We start from the raw sequence: 17,001 nt of genomic DNA, 5'->3' as shown, positions 1-17,001 counted from the left end.
TCGGGGAAGCCGGGATAGCACAGCGGTGCCGGGTCGGCGCGTCATCCGGCGGCGGCCGGGCCGGGCGAATGACTGTACGCCCAGAGGTCGTGATCGCCGCGGGGGCCGAACACATCGAGGTGCCCGCGCATCCGCCCCTCCTCGGTGAACCCGGCCGCGGCGACCGCAGCCGCGGCGGCGAGGTCGGATACCGGGATCGCGGTGGCGATGCGGAGGATTCCGAGCCGTTCGGTCGCATGGCGCACCAGCAGGCGGAGCACCTCGGCGCGGAGTTCCGGGCGGGCCGAGGCATCGGTCCAGACGCTGAGCCGGATGTTGTGATCGAACATGTCCAGCCCGTGCAGCCGGGCTTCCCCGACGAAGCGGCCGTCATCGAGGATCGTCAGCGTCAGTCCTGGCCGGGAACGCAGGCCGGTCCTGGCTTCGGCGAGTTCGGCCAGCCACTGGCGCAGGGAATGTCGGCGCAGCCAGGCGGCGGGCGACATATGCGGGTCACGTGCCAGCGTCGCGCGATTGCGGATGCGGGCCGCGCGGCAGCGCCGGTAGTCGGAGGCCCGGCGGGATCGCATCAGCACCCGGCCGTGGGCGTCGGAGCCGGTGAGGGCGATGACGGCGCTGCCACGCAGCCACCTGACCACCCGGCGCGATCGGGACAACTGGAACCGCAGATGCGCGGCTGCGACGCTCGAGAGGGGCGGCCTGCGCGGGACGGCAGGGGCGGCGGGCAGTTGCGTCGTCTTCGGGCGGATGCGTTGCCGGGCCAGATACGCGGCCGCGAACCCGCATTCGGGCCGATCGGCGCGGATCACCGCCCACAATTCGTGGTCGCGGCGTGCACCACCGGCATCGAAATAGGTGCTCATCCGGGCTTCGTACCGCAGGCCCACCGCGGCCGCGATCTTGGCGGCGGCGATGTTGCCGGGTGCGATCGGTGCGGTGACCCGCATGAGACCGAGACTGTCGAATCCGAAGTCCACCATCATGGCCAGCACGAGGCCACCGATGCCGCCGCCGGCGACGGCGGAGCCTATCCAGATCCCGAGCTCCGCGCTGCGGGCCGTCGCATCGATCGAGGACAGTTCGACCTGCCCGGCGAATCGACCGGCTACCTCGACGACCATGCTCACCGACCGCCCGGCGCGAGCCCCGGCCCGGTTGTCGAGGCATTTCCGCGCCCAGTGGCGGGCGGTGTGGCGGGCGTGCCAGTCCTGCGCCGAACTGACCCAGTAGGGCTCGATGATCGCGCGATCACGCAGCCGGATCCGCCGCCACTCGGCGAAGTCGTCGAAACGCGGCGGCCGCAACCGGATCGCCGTTCCGAGGGGACCGGTGATGGTGGGCTGCGCTTCGGTGCGGCGGTGCCGTCGTCGGGTCATCCGCCGGGACGCTTCCTGCCGAGCGCTACGGTGCCCAGCTTCCCGTCGTCGGAGACGGTGAGCCGCCAGTAGCCGCCGTCGGGCGCCTTGAGCACGGGACCGTTGTCGGCGTGCTCGCAAACCCAGCTTCCGTCGGCGGTCACCGCCGCGCGGACAGCGCCGTCGCTGCTCTGTGCCTGGAACATGTCCGCGCCGTGCGGCCCCGCTTGGGACACCAAGGTGCCGGTGAAGCGCGGAGTGCGCATGCCCTTGCGGCCGATGACGGTCCACCCGGCCGGAAAGACCCCGCCGGGAATGTCGTCGGTGACGCCGGAGATCAATCCGAGCGCGGTGCCTTCCGGACAGCCGGCCGGATCGACGCGCACCGGGATGCCTGGCGGCTGCGACTCCGCGTCGAAGATCACGTTCGCCAGATACGGCTGTCGGCAGTAGTTCAGTTCGAGCCCGACCGAGCGGGCCGCGACCTTCGCGTTGACCATGCCGAACTGCGCGGGTCCACCGCGCCCGTTCTCGCCGACCGACAGGGCGACCTCGGCTCCTTCGAACCACACGTTGGTCAGCCACCAGTCGTTTGCGGCGCCGTCGATCCGCAGGTGGCGGTCGGTGGTGAGCGGGTTCTGGTCGGAGACGAATTCGACGTTGGTGAGTGCCAGCCCGGCGTTGTGGTCGTTGCCGGTGCCGAGGACGCCGGTGTGATTGCTGGTGAACTTCGAGGAGGTGACGTAGTTCTGGATACAGGATGTGGTCAGCCCGATTCCGAAGTTGTTGATATCGCAGTTGATGAAGGCGGTGCCGCCGGTGTTGTCGCGCAACACGACGCCGCGCTGGTTCAGGTACTGCGGATGGTTGTCGCTGAGATGGTTGCCGCGCAGTACCACCGCGTCGAAGGAGCAGCGGAAGCATTCCGACAGGTCGACCGCGGTCGAGCCGGGACCTGTGGTGAAGATGCCCAGCCTGGTGAAACGGACCCGGCTGCGCTTGCGCAACCGCACCAGAGTGTCGTTGCCCGCGTAGACGATCGTGGTGACGTCGGCGCCGTCGCCGAGAATCGTGGCGTAGTCCGGCAGATCGGGTAGCGACTCGACCCGGTAGTGCCCAGCGGGCAGGTAGAGCACCAGCGGCCCGTTCGGGTCCGCGGCCACGGCTGCGGCCAAGGCCTTGGTGTCGTCGGCGATACCGTCTCCGACGGCTCCGAAGTCCCGGACGTTGCGTGCCGCGGGCGCATCGGTGGTGGGCGATCGGAACTGCGGGTCGTCCGGCTCGGCTGTGGCGCAGGCGGCGGTGAGCGGAATCGCGGCCGCCGCACCCAGAGTCGCGGCGAGCAAGCGGCGCCGCCGGAGAAAGTCGTCGCTCATACCTTCATCCTTCCCACCAGCCGGTCCACCGCCGAACCGGGTGTGCGGTGGCTGACCACGCCGGTCGGCCCGGCCGTGCCGAACGCGGTCAGGGCGGCACGCAACTGCGGTCCGGTGAGTCTGCCGAGATCGGCGACGCCGAGGACGGCGTCGGACAGCGGCGCCACGGCGACCGCATCGGCGGCGTAGCCGACCGGTGCGGTCTCGATGACCACGCGGTAGTAACGCTCTCGCAGATCGGCGATGAGATGAGCGAAGTGCTCCGAAGCGATCAGGTCGGAGGTGTCCCGCTCGATGTGCCCGATCGGCAGCACCGCGACCCCGGTCCCGCCCCAGTCGTCGGTGATCGCCCGGTCCAGGGGTACGCCACCGCGCAACAGTGTCGTCAGGCCCGGACCGGGCATCGCGCCGGAGCTTCCATCGCCGGAGGTGTCGGCGTCCACGAGGATCACCGGATGACCGGCATCCGCGAAGGCCAGTGCCAGAGTGTGCGCCACCTCCGAGCGTGATCGATCGGTGATGCTGGTGCATTCGATGGTCTGAGCGCCCCGCAGGTGATTGCGCAGCCGCCGGGCTGTCTCGGCGGCGGATTCACCGTCGTCGAAGGCGGCGAACACCGGAACCGGCGCGACATCGGCGAGGTCGCCGCTGGTGCGAATGCGCCGGTCGGTGCGTTCCCGCAGGAATGCGGCGGCGAAGCCGAGTAACAGTCCGCCGAACAGGCCGAGAGCGACGAACCGGCTCGCCCCGGGACCGGCCGGAGCGGCCGGTAGTCGGGCACGGTCGACGACCGAGACGCGGGCGGCGGGAGCAGCGCCGGATTCGATGGACTCGAGTCCGTCGACCAAGGCCCGGAACTGGGCGACCGTGGCGTCGGTGAGATCACGCGCGGCCTGTGCGCTGGGCGCGGAGACCGCGATCTCGAGGATCGTGCTGGCGGGCGGCGACGACGCGGTGATCCGGCCGCGGAACTCGTCCGGGGATTCGCTGAGTCCTTGATCGTGGACGACCCGCTCCGCGACCGCGGCGCTGGTGGCCAGTTCGAGATAGGACCGCACGCGCTGCTGGGCCGCCAGGCCGCCCTGGTAGGAGTCGTTGACCGAGGTACCGGTGGCCATCGAGACGTACATGGTGCTGCTGGCCACGTACGTCGCCGCCCGCGACGAGGCGTACCAGACGGCGGCCGCCGCGACGGTCAGCGCGAGCGCGGCGATCAGCACCCACCGCCGCCGAACGATGTGCCAGATGTCGATCAAACCCATGAACTGCGACCCCATGTCTTCGTAACTGCTGAAGCGTGCGCCGGTGCCGGGAGCGGCGTCGGGCGGCGGCGGAATTCCGTGACCATCAGATGGAGCAACCAGGCGAACACGGCCGACTGGGCGAACTTGCCGAGATTCTCGAAGCTGCCGAGGATGCCGCGTTCGAACAGGGTGGAGGCGCCGGTGACCGCAAGCCCCAGCACCAGGACCGGGAAGAACCGGGAGTACAGCGATCGCTCCCAGGCGAGCAGCAGTACGAAGGTGAACAAGACGGCGACGAACACGCCCGCCTCGCCGCCGAGCAGATAGCCTTCGTTCACGTTGCCCTCCGCGAGGGACACCGACACGGTGCTCATATCCACTGACGCGCCACGCACGTCGTTCGCCCAAGCCGTGCCGGATTGGAGCTTCTCGGCGCCGAGCACCTGCGCCGGGATCAGGCTGAGGCTCGCGTGGTGCACTACTTCGCCGGGTGACAGCCAGCCGCCGGGGCCGACGAAGTAGGCGTCGGTGGCGGCTTCGAGCAGGTCGAAGCGCCGCAGGATACTCAGGAACGGCCGGACGTTCTCCGGGTAGCGGGAGTCGACGACGGTAGCGTCCAGCACGGCCGTACCGGAATTCTTGAACGACTGCAGCCAGCCGAATCCGGCGACGCCGAGCACGCCGATCAGTGCCACACCGATCGTGGTGCGCCGGTTCCAGCCGAGCATCGAAAACCGGACGGCCAGCGCGAGGGCGGCGGCGAGGATCGGTGTCTTGGACTGCACGGCCGACGACCAGTACAGCTCGCCCGCGAGCAGCGCGCCGAGCACCAGCGCCGTGGTCTGCGGCCGGGCCGGTCGGAGGAAGACGATCATCCCGAGCGCCGCGATCCCGGCGAACGTGGCGACAAAACTGAGCAGGGGGTTGCCGCTGCTGACCTCACCCGCAGTGCCCAGCGATCCGGTGGCCACCGAGGCCGCCCGACCCAACAGCCCGAGCGCGTAGAGCACCAGCAGCGTCGGCATCACGTCGAGGTCCGCGACCGCGGCCGGGACGGGGCGAGGCGGGTGCCGCCGCCGCCAGAGCGCGTAACCGAGCACCAGCAGCGCATAGCACCACAAGCCGAACACGACGTGGTCGAGCACCAGACCGATCCCGCGGTCGTATCCCAGATCGGCCAACCGAGGATCGGAGATGTTGTCGCCGTAGTGCGGGTCCGGCCGCACCGCGAGCAGCACCAGCGGCCGCGCCACGTAGGACAGCGACCAGAACAGAGCCTGCGCGATGAAGAACACCCGGGCGATGCCGGGAATCCACAGTGCCGCCACGACAACCGTGAGCAGCGCGGCCGCGACGGCGGCGATATCGGTGTAGGCGTTCAGCGCCGTACCTCCGCGGCGAGGCCGACGATTTGCCGGGCGCGATCCACGTAACGGTGCCCCTCATCGGTGATCCGCCGGTGCCCGGCCGCCGCGACCGAGGCCGCCCGCTCGGGATGGGCGGCGACCCAGTCGAGTATCGAGATCAGTTCGTCGGTCTCGTCGAACAGGAAGCACTCGACGGTGTCGCGCAGCAGTTCGGTGTGTTCGCCGGTGCGTTCACCGACGAACAATCCTCCGGCCGCGGGCACCTCGAAGGTACGGCAGGTGTGGGTGTCGCGATTGCCGGAGTTGAGCAGCACCAGATTGGCTGTCACCGCGGCGATCGCGGCCGAATACCCGGGGCCGTACACCGCGCCGCCGACGACGGCGCGGGTGGCGCGCAACTCCGGAACGCGGCGCCAGCCGGGGCCGCGAACCAGCAGACGCGGTCCGTAGCGGCGTGCCAGGGACACCAGTTCGGCGCGGCGGTCGGGCCTGCACACTCCGATGAAGCCGACCAGATAGTCACCCGCGCCGCGGCGCGCAGCCGGATGATGCCAGGCCGGGTCGTAAGCGCTGAGCACGAACTCGGCGGCACGGGCGCCACGCGCCCGCAGCTCCGGCACGTTGTGCTGTTTGGTGGTGACGATCAGGTCCCAGCCCGCTTCCGCGGCCAGGTAGGCATCGGTGAGGTTCTCAGGGTTGGACACGTCGTCGGGGCTGTAGTGCACGCGCAGTGCGGCGGGCACATCGAGCAGTCGCTGCTGATCGAGATGGATTCCCTTGAACACGAACAGCATGTCGGGCCGGAACGTGGCGGCGTTGCGTTCGATCTGGGTGTGTACTCGTTCGACCGTGCGCCGGTCGCGCCGACCGGTCGCCTTCGCGTACACCCACGGGGGCGAGAGCCTGGCCGGGAGCGTCACCGGTGTGGAGTCGACCACCAGCACGTCGTGGCCTGCCTGACGGAAACCGTCGGCCAGCGAACGTGCGTTGCTGCCGAACCAGTCGTCGCCGACGAACAGAATTCTCATGGTCAGTTCTCCCTCCGGGGCACGACAGGCAGCGGTACGGTGTCGGCTTCGGCGCGGTCGCGGTGGGCCAGGAACCGCACTCGCAGCAGATGCCAGGTGGCGACGGTGATTTCGGCCAGTAGCAGGCCGTAGACCAAGGTGTGCACCGAGCGGGTCCAGACGGTCAGCAGCAGTGCGCCGATGGCGACGAGCGTCCCGAGCAGCGCGCCGATCAGGACCCCGGTGGTGTCCTGGCGCACCGGCAGAATGGCCGTGGTGATGAACGAGGTGACCGTCGTGGCGGGCAGAATCAGCACCTCGATCCGCAACAGGCCGGTGGACGCGGCGAATTCGGTACCGAAGACCAGCCGGATCAGCAGGGGCGCGGCCAGCCAGATGCCCGCCGCGGCGAGGGCGGCGACGGCGACGGTCACGGCCAGCGCCTGCATGCTGTGCCGCCAGAACCCGAGATGGTCGCCGCGCCTGGCCATCCGTGGCAGCAGCGCGAAGCCGATGGCGTCGAGCAGGGATTGGACCGCGCGCACCAGGCGGTCGCCGGCCGAGTACAGGCCCAGCGAGACGGCGTCGAGCACGGCCGCGTACAGCGTCGCCGCGCCCTGTCCGTAGCCGGTGACCAGCAACCGGGAGACGAACACCGGCGCGCTGCGGCGCAGCACGACGCCGTAGTAGCGGGGACGGGCCGGCGACCCGTACCGGCGCCAGGCATCCCACCATGTCAGTGCCACCGTCGGCACGGAGGACAGCAAAAGGCACAGCAGGGCGATGTGCGGGTTCGGCAGCTGAGGAAGCAGACCCACCAGCAGCCCGAGATAGCACAGCCGGCCGATGGTCTGATACGCGGTGGAGGTGCCGAACCGCCCCTCACCGATCAGCAGCCAGTCCTCCGACAGGGACCAGAAGCCACCGGCGAACAGGCCGAGCAGCACCATCTGCGCGGCTTCGGGCGCGCGTAGGGCCGAGGTTACGGCGAACGCGACACCGAACAGCGTCGCCGTGGCGAGACGGATGGCCAGATAGTCGCCACGCAGCTGGTTGATCTCCCGCAACCGGGTGTCCCTGCGGGCGTTGATCTCCGGCACGCGGGCGGATAGGAACTGCGTGACTCCCAGATCCACGACGAGCGAGCCGATGAAGTAGGCCGACATGCCGATGGCGAGCAGGCCGAGGCCGTGGGCGCCGAGTACCCGGGCGATCAGCGGCACGGTGACGACCGTGACGATGTACTGCCCGTACCTGCCGAAACTCACCAGCGCGATATCGCCGAGTACCTCGAATCGGCTCGGCTTGCTGTGCGCGCCACCGCCTCCCGGCCCGCGAGCCCCGTCGGCGCGACGGTGCACCCCGCCGGGACGCCGGGGCAGTTCGACCCGGGGGAAGACGTCTGTGGTCAGCGTGGCGAGGTAATCGGGTTCGGTCACGGCGGCGCCACCTCGTCGAGGAAGCGGGCGACCACCCGTGCCGTGGTGCCGAGGTCGAAGTCGCGGGCGCGGTCGGCGCCTGCGGCGGCGATCTCGGCGCGCGCGGCCGGATCGCCGAGCAGTTCGGTGAGAGCCGCGGTGAGAGCGGCTTCGTCGCCGGCGGGCACCAGTCGGCCGGTACGCCCGTCGGCGATGATCTCGGCCGGGCCGCCGGGCGCCGTCGCGATCACCGCGCAGCCCGCGGCCATGCCTTCCACCACCACCTGCCCGAACGGCTCGGGCAGCACCGAGCAGTGCACGAGCATGTCGGCCTCGGCGAGATACCGGTCTGGGTCGTCGACGTGACCGGTGAATGTCACGGCCAGACCGAGTTCGGCAGCGAGTTGTTCCAAGTGCTGCCGGAACGGTTGTTCATCGAAGAACGTCCCGCCGACGATATACACCGCCGCAGGCCGGGTCGGCACCGCCGCCAGGGCACGCAGGAACACGTCCTGGCCTTTCCAAGGGCTCAGCCGTCCCACGACGACCACGACCGCCTCGGCGGCCGCGCGAGTTCGGGGCGGCGGTGGTGTGGCGGGCAGGGCGACACCCGGGTAGGCGACGACCACCGGGATGCGCGCGGGCAGTGTGGCACGGGTGCCGTGACTGTTGGCGAGCAATCCCCGGCAGAACAAAGCGGCCAGCAGCCGGATAGTGGTGGCAGGGAGCAGGCCGAAGTAGTCCCGGGACACTCGGTCGTGGACCTGCCAGACGAGCGGCACCCGGGCGCGGCGGGCCGCGACCGCTCCCAGCACCAGCGCCTTGGTGCTCTCGGCGACCAGCACCCGAGCGCCCAAGTCGCGGACCGTGGCCCCGACCGTCCAGCCCAGCCGCAGTAACGCGAGAAACCCGGTGATCAGCCGCAGCGGGCCGGACCCGGTGGTCATCGCCCGGCTGTCGAATCGCCCTGTCACGACGCGGGTGTCGATCCCCGCGTCGCGGGCGCGTGCCATCACCGGGCCGTCCTCGGTGCACACCAGCGCCACGTCGGTGCCATGCGCGCGCAGCGTGCGCAGCAGCCGCAGGGTGGCCAATTCGGCTCCGGACGGCGCGGCGGTGTGGCCGAGGAAGACGGCGGGCCCAGTCATGCGAGCTCCCGATACAGCGCGGCGTGCCGCTGTGCGGCGGCATGCCAGCTGAAGGTCTCCGCGTGGGCGCGGCACTGCTCCGGCGTCGGCCGACGGCCGGAGATCGCCGCGCTGATCCGAGCCGCGAGCGCCGTGGGGTCGCCGGGCGGCACGATCAGCGAGGGGTCCAGGCCCCGCACGGCGTCGGGCAGACCACCGCACCGGGTGACCACCGGCGCCCGGCCCGCGGCGAGCGACTCGAGGGCGATCAGGCCGAATCCCTCCAGGGCCACCGTCGGCACCACCGTGAGCGCGGCGGAGGTGTATCGGGCGGCGAGCTCATGGTCGGGAATTCGGCCGGTGAACTCGACACTGCCGTCGAGCCCGCCCTCGGTGGCGCGCCGGAGATCCGCCTCCGCGCTGCCGGTTCCGACGATGACCAGACGAGCCTCCGGGTGCTCGGCGAGCACCCCGGGCCACGCGCGCAGCAACACATCGATCCCCATCCGGCGCTCCAGCCGCCGCACACACAGGACGACCGGCGGGGCCGCGGGGACCGGGGCAGCTCGGAACCGGGCGAGATCGACTCCGGGCGCGATCACCTCGATGCGATCGGACGCGATGCGGTAGTCGTCGGACAACAAAGCGCGGAAGTGTTCGGAAAGCACGACGAAACGATCCGCGCGAACGTACCGCAAACGTTCGATGAGGTATTTGGCGAAGGCCGCGGCGGGATGTTGTCCATGCATTCGGCTTTCCGCTGCCCACGGACCGTGGAAATGCACGACCAGTGGTAGCCGACGACCACGCCGGTCCCTGGCCGCCGGGCCGTAGAGGCAGAAGTGGCGATCCACGATGGTGCCGGGGTCCAACGCGTCGCGAGCGCCGAACGCGGTGCGTGCGCGGCGCAGTGTCGACCCGCCGACCGGCCCCCAGGACCGGGCACCGGCAACCGTCCGGTCGGGCCGGCCGAATGCGGCGGCGGACAACGAAATCCCGGGAACGTCCAGCAATGCGCCGTGCAAGTCCATGAAGTATCGGCCCAGGCCGCCGGGTGCGGCGCCGAACCATTCCGATCCGGTCATGTGCACCTTCACCGCGCCGGAAGCGCTGTTCATGACCCGATCCCCGCATCCAGCGGGCCGCACCGTGGAGCCGTCTGCCGAACTCGTTCGCGGCCGGGAGGTATCGGGTCGACCACCGGATTCGACCTTCTCACGCAGACGCGCGGTATCCGATATTCAGCACCGGACATTACGAGCCCCGATGCCGTCTCGGAGCGAAATATGGCATAGTCTGGGCAATTACGAGGCAATGTCCGATTGCGATTCTGACAAAGGGGCGGCTGGCGATGCGGAAACTGTCGGTGTGCGTGCCGGCCTACAACGCGGAACGAACGCTGTCCGCGACCCTGGATTCGGTACTGGCCCAAGATCTCGATTTCGAGGTCGTGATCCTCGACAACGCGAGCACCGACCGCACCGGTGACATCGCGCGGGCGCGGCGCGATCCGCGGGTGCGTGTCCTGCGCAATGATCGCGTACTGCCGATCGGCGCGAATTGGGACCGGGCGATCCGGGAATCCACCGGGGACCTCGTGAAAGTGGTCTGTGCCGACGACGTTCTGCGTCCCGGCGCCCTCGCCGCGCAGTCGGCGGTGTTCGACGACAACGCGATCGCGTTGTGCGCGGGCAAGTTCGACGTGATCGACGAGTCCGGCGACATCCTCGAGACCGGGCTGGGGCTGCCGCAGCTGATCGGCCGGCACGGCAGCCGCCATCTGGCCCGGGTGATCGTGCGTCGCGGGGCGGCCGAATTCGGCCCCACCGCAGCCGCCATGTTCCGGCGTACCGACTACGACGCCGTCGGCGGACTGCGCGGCGACCTCGTATTCCCGATGGATGTGGACCTGTTCGCCCGCGTCGGCAGCCGCGGCGGTTTCGTCGGGCTCGGCGACATCGTGGCCGCCTGGCGGAACTCCACGTTCAACCTGTGCAGTCGCACATCGACCCGCAGCAAGCTCACCGAACAGCTGCGATTCCACCATCGGCTGGGCGTAGATCACCCGGAACTCGTCGGTCCGTCCGACGTGCTGGCCGGTGACCTGCGCCTGGTCCGCGCGTTGGGGACGCGGCTGCGGGTGCGCGCGCGGGCCGCGGTCGGCCGCTGAACAAGACCGCGGTTGCTGCTGTCCGGAAGTGGCCACCACCGATCACACCATCGAGGCCGTGGCCGGTGCGACCGAGCAGGCCGGCGAATACGGCTGAAGTCGGCGCATCCGAGGGGTGGTGTTCATCGGTACGGCTGTCCTCGCTCGGGATCTGCTGGCCGGGTGCGGCCCGGAGATTGTCGCTGTCGGGTAGGAATCACCGGGTCGGGGGCCCGTCATCCACGCCCCCCTTCTCTCGGTCCGCGGGGATCGTCGACGTACCAGCGACCGTCGAGTTCCGGAAGTCCGGTCGACACTTCATCCAGTAGGTCGGGCAGCGTCAACAGCACTCGGTCGGGCGCTGCCGCGATCAGGTCCTGCGGGCTGATGATCGGGATGTCGGTGCCGGGCATCCGGCGTCCCCGCTTGGCGGGCGCGGCGTCGGCGACTCCGGCGACAAGTCCCTGGTGCGCGCCCGCCAGCGACAGCAGGGCAACCGCTCGGGACGCGGCGCCGTAGGCGTAGACGCGCTGCTGTGCCGCGGCCGCATCGATCAGCCAGTTCCGCAGCGCGCGCACGTGATCGTCCACGAATCGCTGGAGCCGACGCAGCGATTCCGGGGTGATGAGTTCGCGTTCGCGGGCCAGGATCTCGCGCACGGTGTGGTCGGGCTCGGTAGGGCCGCGCCGAGCTGCCACCAGCACCGTCCCGCCGTAGAGGTCGAACTCCCACGCGGTGGTCACGCCCATGCCCGCGGCGGCGAGCGCCATGGTCAGCGCATGCAGGGAGTAGTACGCGAAATGCCCGTGCCGCAACGCGTTCCACTGCCGCTGTGCCACGATGGCGGCCAGCGAGTGGTACTGCAGCAGGAGCAGCCCGTGCGGTGCGGTGGCCGTGGCGCGTGCGGCGAATGCGGCCCGCTGGTCGGGTTCGTGCATGATGCCGAAACAGTCCACGACCAGGTCCGCGTGCGCCGCGTCCGCTTCGGTGCAGCCACGCTGGGCCAGCAACGGCAGCCAAGAACCACCGTGCGGACTGCCGAACTCGATGACCGTGCGGCCGCGCAGCAGGCCGGCGGCGTCGACCCGGGCAATCGCATCGGCCGCTTGATCGCGGAGGGCCCGCGGCTCCATGCCGCGGGGCTCGGCGGCCACGGTGTCGTCTTCGGCGAGCTGCGCCAGCTCGCAGTGGGGGCACCGCACCATCCGCAGCGGATGCGTGGTCTCCGCCGGTGTCACCGGCCGGACCGCGGGCGGGAAATCATCGGCTGCGGGCACCGTCCCCAGATCGAGGACGGTGTGCAGAACGGCGCCGGAGCAGGCGCGGCAGCGGCCGGTCATGGCACGATGTCGGTGTGCGTATCGAGCAGACCGGCCTGGTCGGCGTGGTGGCGCTGGTCCCAGAGCCCGTCCGGGACGACCGTGGCCTGTTCACTCGGACCTTCGATGCCGCCGAATTCGACTCCCATCTGGGGATTCCGGGGATCTCGGCCGGTTTCGTGCAGGACTCGCAATCCCGGTCGCGCCGTGGGGTGGTGCGGGGCATGCACGGCCGGTCCGGGCGTGGGGAGGCCAAACTGGTCCGCTGCGCACACGGCGCGGTGTATGACGTGCTGGTCGACATCCGGCCGTCGTCGCCGACGTTCGGCCGGACGCAGTCGTTCCGGCTCGATGACGAGGAGTTCCGGCACCTGTACGTGCCACCGGGCTTTCTGCACGGATTCCAAGCGCTCACCGACACCGCCGATGTGTGCTACCGCATCGATCGGCCGCACGATCCCGCCGAAGATCTCAGCGTCGCCTTCGACGATCCGGACTTGGGGATCGCCTGGCCGCTGCCGGTGACGGTGGTGTCGGATCGCGACGCGAACGCCGGACGATGGAGCCATCTGCGGGCTACCCTGTCACCGGCGTGGTGACCGCGCGCAGTCCCGGGTCCAGTGCGCCGGACGCTCGCAGCCGTTGCAGCCGCGCGAGCCGGGTGAATCGCTGGACGAAGTCCTCTTGGGTGAGGCCACGCTCGGTGTATTCGCGGTAGAGTTCGGCGGCGCCGTCGGACACCGACCACTGCGCCTCGAAACCGAGCACTGCGCGGGCGGCGGAGAAGTCGACCCGGTAGGAGCGGGGGTCGGCCCCGGTCTCCCCGGTGATCAGCAGTCGCGAACCCGGCACGGTGGCCACCACCGACTCGGCGATCTCGGCCACGGTGAGGTTGTTTCGCTCCGTGCCGATGTTGAACGCCCGGCCCGCGACGGCCGTCGCCGGTGCGGTGAGGCAGCGTTCGAACGCCGCCGCGATGTCGCGGGCGTGGACCAGCGGCCGCCAGGGCGTGCCGTCGGAGAGCACCTTGACCGCACCGGTGAGGACGGCGTGTCCGACGAGGTTGTTGAGCACGATGTCAGCGCGAGGACGAGGCGAGAATCCGAATGCGGTGGCATTGCGCAGGAAGACGGGAACGAAGTCGTCGTCGGCCAGCGCCGCGACATCGTCTTCGACCCGCACCTTCGACTCGGCGTACGGGGTGATCGGCCGCAGCGGCGCCGACTCGGTCACCAGCTCGTCTCCGGCGGCGCCATACACCGAGCAGGTGGAGGCGTACAGGAACCGGGACACACCGGCTTCTTTCGCGAGCCGAGCCAGACGCACCGAGGCGCGATGGTTGATCTCGTGGGTGACTTCCGGCGCCAGCGCGCCCAGGGGATCATTGGACAGCGCGGCGAGATGGACGACCGCATCGATGCCGCGAAGGGCATCGATCTCCACCGATCGCAGGTCGAGGCACAGGCCCGCCGGGTCGCCGGAGAACTCACCGAGCAGGCAGTCGGCGAACCAGCCGGTGTCGAGCCCGACGACTTCGTGCCCGGCGGCTCGCAGTATCGGGACCATGACGGTGCCCAGGTATCCCTGATGCCCGGTGACCAGGACTCGCATCGTTGTCACTCCTTTTCCCATGCGATGACGGCCTTGCCCACCACGAAGGCTTCGGCGTACTCGGTGCGGCACTGCACGCCGCGGACCCGCGCGGACGCCAGGAACGCGGTCTCGTCGAACCAGTCGCGACCGGTCTGGGACGGGTAATGCCGGTGCAGCAGTTGCGATTTGCGCCGGATCAGGTCCGCATCGACCGGATGGAATACGGTCGGCGCCGGTGTGTCGACCTCCGCCTTGAGAATTTCGTAGCCGAGGATCAGGTGGTCGCGGAACTCGGTCGGCACCAGCTCCGCGAGCGTGCGGTGATCCTGGTGCGCGTCGCCCGGTTGCGGGGCGAACACAAGATCCGGTTCACCCGCCCGGCGAAACTCTGCTACGGCCGTCTTGATCCGGTCCCAGTGCGCCGGTGCGCGTCCGTCCGGGACGTCGAGCACCGTCAATTCCGGTGTCCGTCCCGAGCAGAAGGCGGTGAGCGCCGCCCGCTCCTCCTGTTCGCGCTCCGTGCCCGCACCGGAAAGGACCAACGCGCGCACCCGCATACCCGGATGGGCGCGGGTCAGCGACAGCAGCGTGGCTCCCATGCCGATCGGGATGTCATCGCAATGCGCGCCGAGCAGGGCGATCTCGGCGGGCCGCGGGGAAAGCAGCGCGATCACTGCTCCCACACCATCCATGGCCGGTGTCCGCTGCGGTAGGCCGCGTCGAGTTCGGCGCGCTCCTTGAAAGTATCTGCGGGCTTCCAGAATCCGTCGTGGCGGTAGCCGAACAACCGGCCCTGGCCCGCGAGCGTCCCACAGGCGTCCTCCACCAGATCGCCACCGGGTGGCAGCAGGTCGAATACCTCCCGGCCGAGCACGAAGTAGCCGCCGTTCTCCCACAGGGGCATACGCGCGACGGGAACGATTTCCTTGACCTCGCCGGTAGCACTGAGGTCCACGCAGTGGAACGACGATTGCGGTGGCACCACCAGCAGAGATGCCGCGGCCCCCGAAGCGTGGAACTGGGTGATCATCTCGTCCAGGGGAGCGTCGGTGAGGACGTCGGCGTAGTTGGCCAGGAAGTACTGGTCGTCGCCGAGGTGCTCGCGCACCCGGCGCAATCGCTCGCCGATGGCCGACTCCACACCGGTATCGACGAAAGTGATCGTCCAGTCGTCGATATCGCTGCCGAGCAGTTCGACCCGGCCGTTGCGGATCACGAAGTCGTTGGACGCCGACTCCCGGTAGCTGAGGAAGAAATTCTTGATGTGCTCAGCGCCGTATCCGAGACACAGGATGAATTCGGTGTGACCGTAGTGCGCGTAGTACCGCATCACGTGCCAGAGCAAGGGACGCGGGCCGACGAGTTGCATCGGCTTGGGCACCATGTCATCGGTGCCGCCGCGCATGCGCATGCCGTAGCCACCGCAGAACAGAACGACTTTCATCAGCGCCGGTTTCCTGTCGACTCGGCCGGGGACTGCGACGCCGGGTCGACCAGGTGCAGCTCGGGCAAGGCATAGGCGAGCTGACCGCCCCACTCGGCGACATGCCGCAGCTGCGCGGTGATTTCGTGCTCGAGATTCCAGGGCAGCACCACGACCACGTCCGGACGATCGGCGTCGAGCCGGTCCGGCGGGTGGATCGGGATTCGCGTTCCTGGCGTGAATCTGCCGTGCTTGTAGGGGTTGCGGTCGACGGTGTACTCGAGCAGATCAGGCCGGATCCCGCAGTAGTTGAGCAGCGTGTTGCCCTTGCCCGGCGCACCGTATCCGACGACGCGTTTGCGCTGGCGCCGGCAGTCGAGCAGGAAGCTCAGCAGCTCGTGCCGCACGGACTCGGCGCGCCGCCGCAGCGATGCGTAGCCGTCCGCCGAGTGCAGTCCCGCGGACCGCTCGAGGTCGAGCACCTCCCGCACACGGTCGCTCACCGCCGCCGTGGCGGCATCGGGGCGCACCCACAGCCGGATCGATCCGCCGTGCGTCGGCAGCCGATCGACATCGACCACGGTCAATCCCGCGACAGCGAGCGCACGTTGCGCCGACAGCACGGTGTAGTACTGGAAATGCTCGTGGTAGATGGTGTCGAACTGGCCGAGCCCGACCAGGTTCAGCGCATGGTGCACCTCGATGGTCAGCATGCCGTCGTCCGCCAGCAAGGTACGTAGCGCACGGGTGAATCCGCGTAGATCCGGGATGTGGGCGTAGACGTTGTTGGCGATCACGAGATCCGCGGGACCGTGTTCGGCACGGATCCGGCGCGCGGAATGCTCGTCGAGGAAGGTGGTTTCGGTGGGTACGCCCGACTCGCGAGCCGCCGCTCCGACGTTGACCGAGGGCTCGATGCCCAGGCATCGGATGCCGCGGTCGACGATGTGGCGCAGCAGGTAGCCGTCGTTACTGGCGACTTCGACCACGAAGGAGTCCCTGCTGAGCCCCAGCCGTGCGGCCGCGGTGTCGACGAACTCGCCCGCGTGGCGGACCCAGCTGTCGGAGTAGGAGGAGAAGTAGGCGTATTCGGTGAAGGTGTCCTCCGGTGTGATCAGTGCCGGAATCTGCAGCAGCAGGCAGTCGGCGCACACCCGCAGATGCAAGGGGTAGGTCGGCTCGGGCAGATCGAGCTGGTCGGCGGTGAGGAACGATTCGCACGGCGGCGTGGCGCCGAGATCCAGAATGCTGGACAGTCTGCCGGAGTCACAGAGTCGACAGCGCACAGATCCGATCCTTTGCTCGAAGCGTCCCGGCCCGTCGGAACGCCTGTCGCGGCGCACGGAAGCATCAGCTGCCCGGCGCATCACGAGATGCGCATGACGAGAACGTCATTCGTCGTACGGGCCGCACTGTTGCGACCGTCAGCGTACCGACGGCAATATCGGCCGGATTCCACATCCGCGTTACAAACTGTGATATAGAGCACATTTCATATTTACCTTCATGGTGTTATTCCCGATGCGTATCGAGATCGGTCGCCGGGTTGATCCGGAGCAGTTAACATCCCGATCACGCTGCTTCGCGCATACCATCTGGCCGGCGAGAGATGTTGTGACACTT

The 17,001-nt window shown here is 69.4% G+C and carries 15 protein-coding genes; 2 read left to right on the top strand and 13 right to left on the bottom strand.

The features are described 5' to 3' along the window. Positions 1-41: 41 nt before the first annotated feature. From IU450_RS04190 to IU450_RS04155, 8 genes are all read right to left on the bottom strand, one after another. Positions 42-1,376: a GNAT family N-acetyltransferase gene (locus tag IU450_RS04190; RefSeq protein WP_195148392.1), complete on the bottom strand. Its 1,335-nt coding sequence runs from the start codon at positions 1,374-1,376 to the stop codon at positions 42-44. Beyond that, on the bottom strand, positions 1,373-2,731 hold the full coding sequence (locus tag IU450_RS04185; protein WP_195148391.1) for a glycosyl hydrolase family 28-related protein: 1,359 nt from the start codon (positions 2,729-2,731) through the stop codon (positions 1,373-1,375). Before IU450_RS04185 ends, IU450_RS04190 begins: the two co-directional genes overlap by 4 nt. Next, positions 2,728-4,008, bottom strand: coding sequence for a Wzz/FepE/Etk N-terminal domain-containing protein (locus tag IU450_RS04180; protein ID WP_195148390.1), 1,281 nt, complete (start codon positions 4,006-4,008; stop codon positions 2,728-2,730). The genes IU450_RS04185 and IU450_RS04180 overlap by 4 nt, the downstream gene beginning before the upstream one ends. Further along, positions 3,984-5,303, bottom strand: coding sequence for a hypothetical protein (locus IU450_RS04175; protein WP_195148389.1), 1,320 nt, complete (start codon positions 5,301-5,303; stop codon positions 3,984-3,986). The genes IU450_RS04180 and IU450_RS04175 overlap by 25 nt, the downstream gene beginning before the upstream one ends. Positions 5,304-5,353: 50 nt before the next feature. Next, complete coding sequence (locus tag IU450_RS04170) at positions 5,354-6,370, bottom strand: CgeB family protein (protein ID WP_195148388.1); 1,017 nt, start codon at positions 6,368-6,370, stop codon at positions 5,354-5,356. Positions 6,371-6,372: 2 nt separating this feature from the next. Then, positions 6,373-7,626, bottom strand: a complete 1,254-nt coding sequence (locus IU450_RS04165; protein WP_324197544.1) for a lipopolysaccharide biosynthesis protein — start codon at positions 7,624-7,626, stop codon at positions 6,373-6,375. A 158-nt stretch (positions 7,627-7,784) separates the two neighbouring features. Beyond that, on the bottom strand, positions 7,785-8,915 hold the full coding sequence (locus tag IU450_RS04160; protein ID WP_195148387.1) for a glycosyltransferase family 4 protein: 1,131 nt from the start codon (positions 8,913-8,915) through the stop codon (positions 7,785-7,787). Beyond that, positions 8,912-9,985: a glycosyltransferase family 4 protein gene (locus IU450_RS04155; RefSeq protein WP_324197543.1), complete on the bottom strand. Its 1,074-nt coding sequence runs from the start codon at positions 9,983-9,985 to the stop codon at positions 8,912-8,914. Before IU450_RS04155 ends, IU450_RS04160 begins: the two co-directional genes overlap by 4 nt. Positions 9,986-10,245: 260 nt before the next feature. On the opposite strand from IU450_RS04155, the gene IU450_RS04150 reads away from it, so the two are divergent. Further along, on the top strand, positions 10,246-11,064 hold the full coding sequence (locus tag IU450_RS04150; protein WP_195148386.1) for a glycosyltransferase family 2 protein: 819 nt from the start codon (positions 10,246-10,248) through the stop codon (positions 11,062-11,064). Between the two features lie 215 nt (positions 11,065-11,279). Here IU450_RS04150 and IU450_RS04145 read toward each other — a convergent pair whose 3' ends face one another. Further along, positions 11,280-12,383, bottom strand: a complete 1,104-nt coding sequence (locus IU450_RS04145) for a class I SAM-dependent methyltransferase (RefSeq protein ID WP_195148385.1) — start codon at positions 12,381-12,383, stop codon at positions 11,280-11,282. A 14-nt stretch (positions 12,384-12,397) separates the two neighbouring features. Here IU450_RS04145 and IU450_RS04140 point away from each other — a divergent pair, with 14 nt between their 5' ends. Further along, on the top strand, positions 12,398-12,961 hold the full coding sequence (locus IU450_RS04140; RefSeq protein WP_195148384.1) for a dTDP-4-dehydrorhamnose 3,5-epimerase family protein: 564 nt from the start codon (positions 12,398-12,400) through the stop codon (positions 12,959-12,961). Here IU450_RS04140 and IU450_RS04135 read toward each other — a convergent pair. The 4 genes from IU450_RS04135 to IU450_RS04120 are packed head-to-tail and all read right to left on the bottom strand — an operon-like array spanning position 12,939 to position 16,664. Next, positions 12,939-13,973: an NAD-dependent epimerase/dehydratase family protein gene (locus IU450_RS04135; RefSeq protein WP_195148383.1), complete on the bottom strand. Its 1,035-nt coding sequence runs from the start codon at positions 13,971-13,973 to the stop codon at positions 12,939-12,941. The two genes, IU450_RS04140 and IU450_RS04135, sit on opposite strands and share 23 nt — an antisense overlap. A gap of 5 nt (positions 13,974-13,978) precedes the next feature. Next, on the bottom strand, positions 13,979-14,647 hold the full coding sequence (locus IU450_RS04130; RefSeq protein WP_195148382.1) for a PIG-L deacetylase family protein: 669 nt from the start codon (positions 14,645-14,647) through the stop codon (positions 13,979-13,981). Beyond that, entirely contained in the window at positions 14,626-15,399 is a 774-nt protein-coding gene (locus IU450_RS04125; protein WP_195148381.1) for a glucose-1-phosphate cytidylyltransferase, read from the bottom strand. The genes IU450_RS04130 and IU450_RS04125 overlap by 22 nt, the downstream gene beginning before the upstream one ends. Continuing rightward, entirely contained in the window at positions 15,399-16,664 is a 1,266-nt protein-coding gene (locus IU450_RS04120; RefSeq protein ID WP_195148380.1) for a methyltransferase domain-containing protein, read from the bottom strand. The genes IU450_RS04125 and IU450_RS04120 overlap by 1 nt, the downstream gene beginning before the upstream one ends. Positions 16,665-17,001: the final 337 nt, after the last annotated feature.

The sequence above is a fragment of the Nocardia abscessus genome (genome assembly GCF_015477775.1).
GTDB lineage: Bacteria > Actinomycetota > Actinomycetes > Mycobacteriales > Mycobacteriaceae > Nocardia > Nocardia abscessus_A.
The sequence above is the reverse complement of the archived record's forward strand: the minus strand, read 5'-3'. Positions and strand labels throughout refer to the sequence as shown.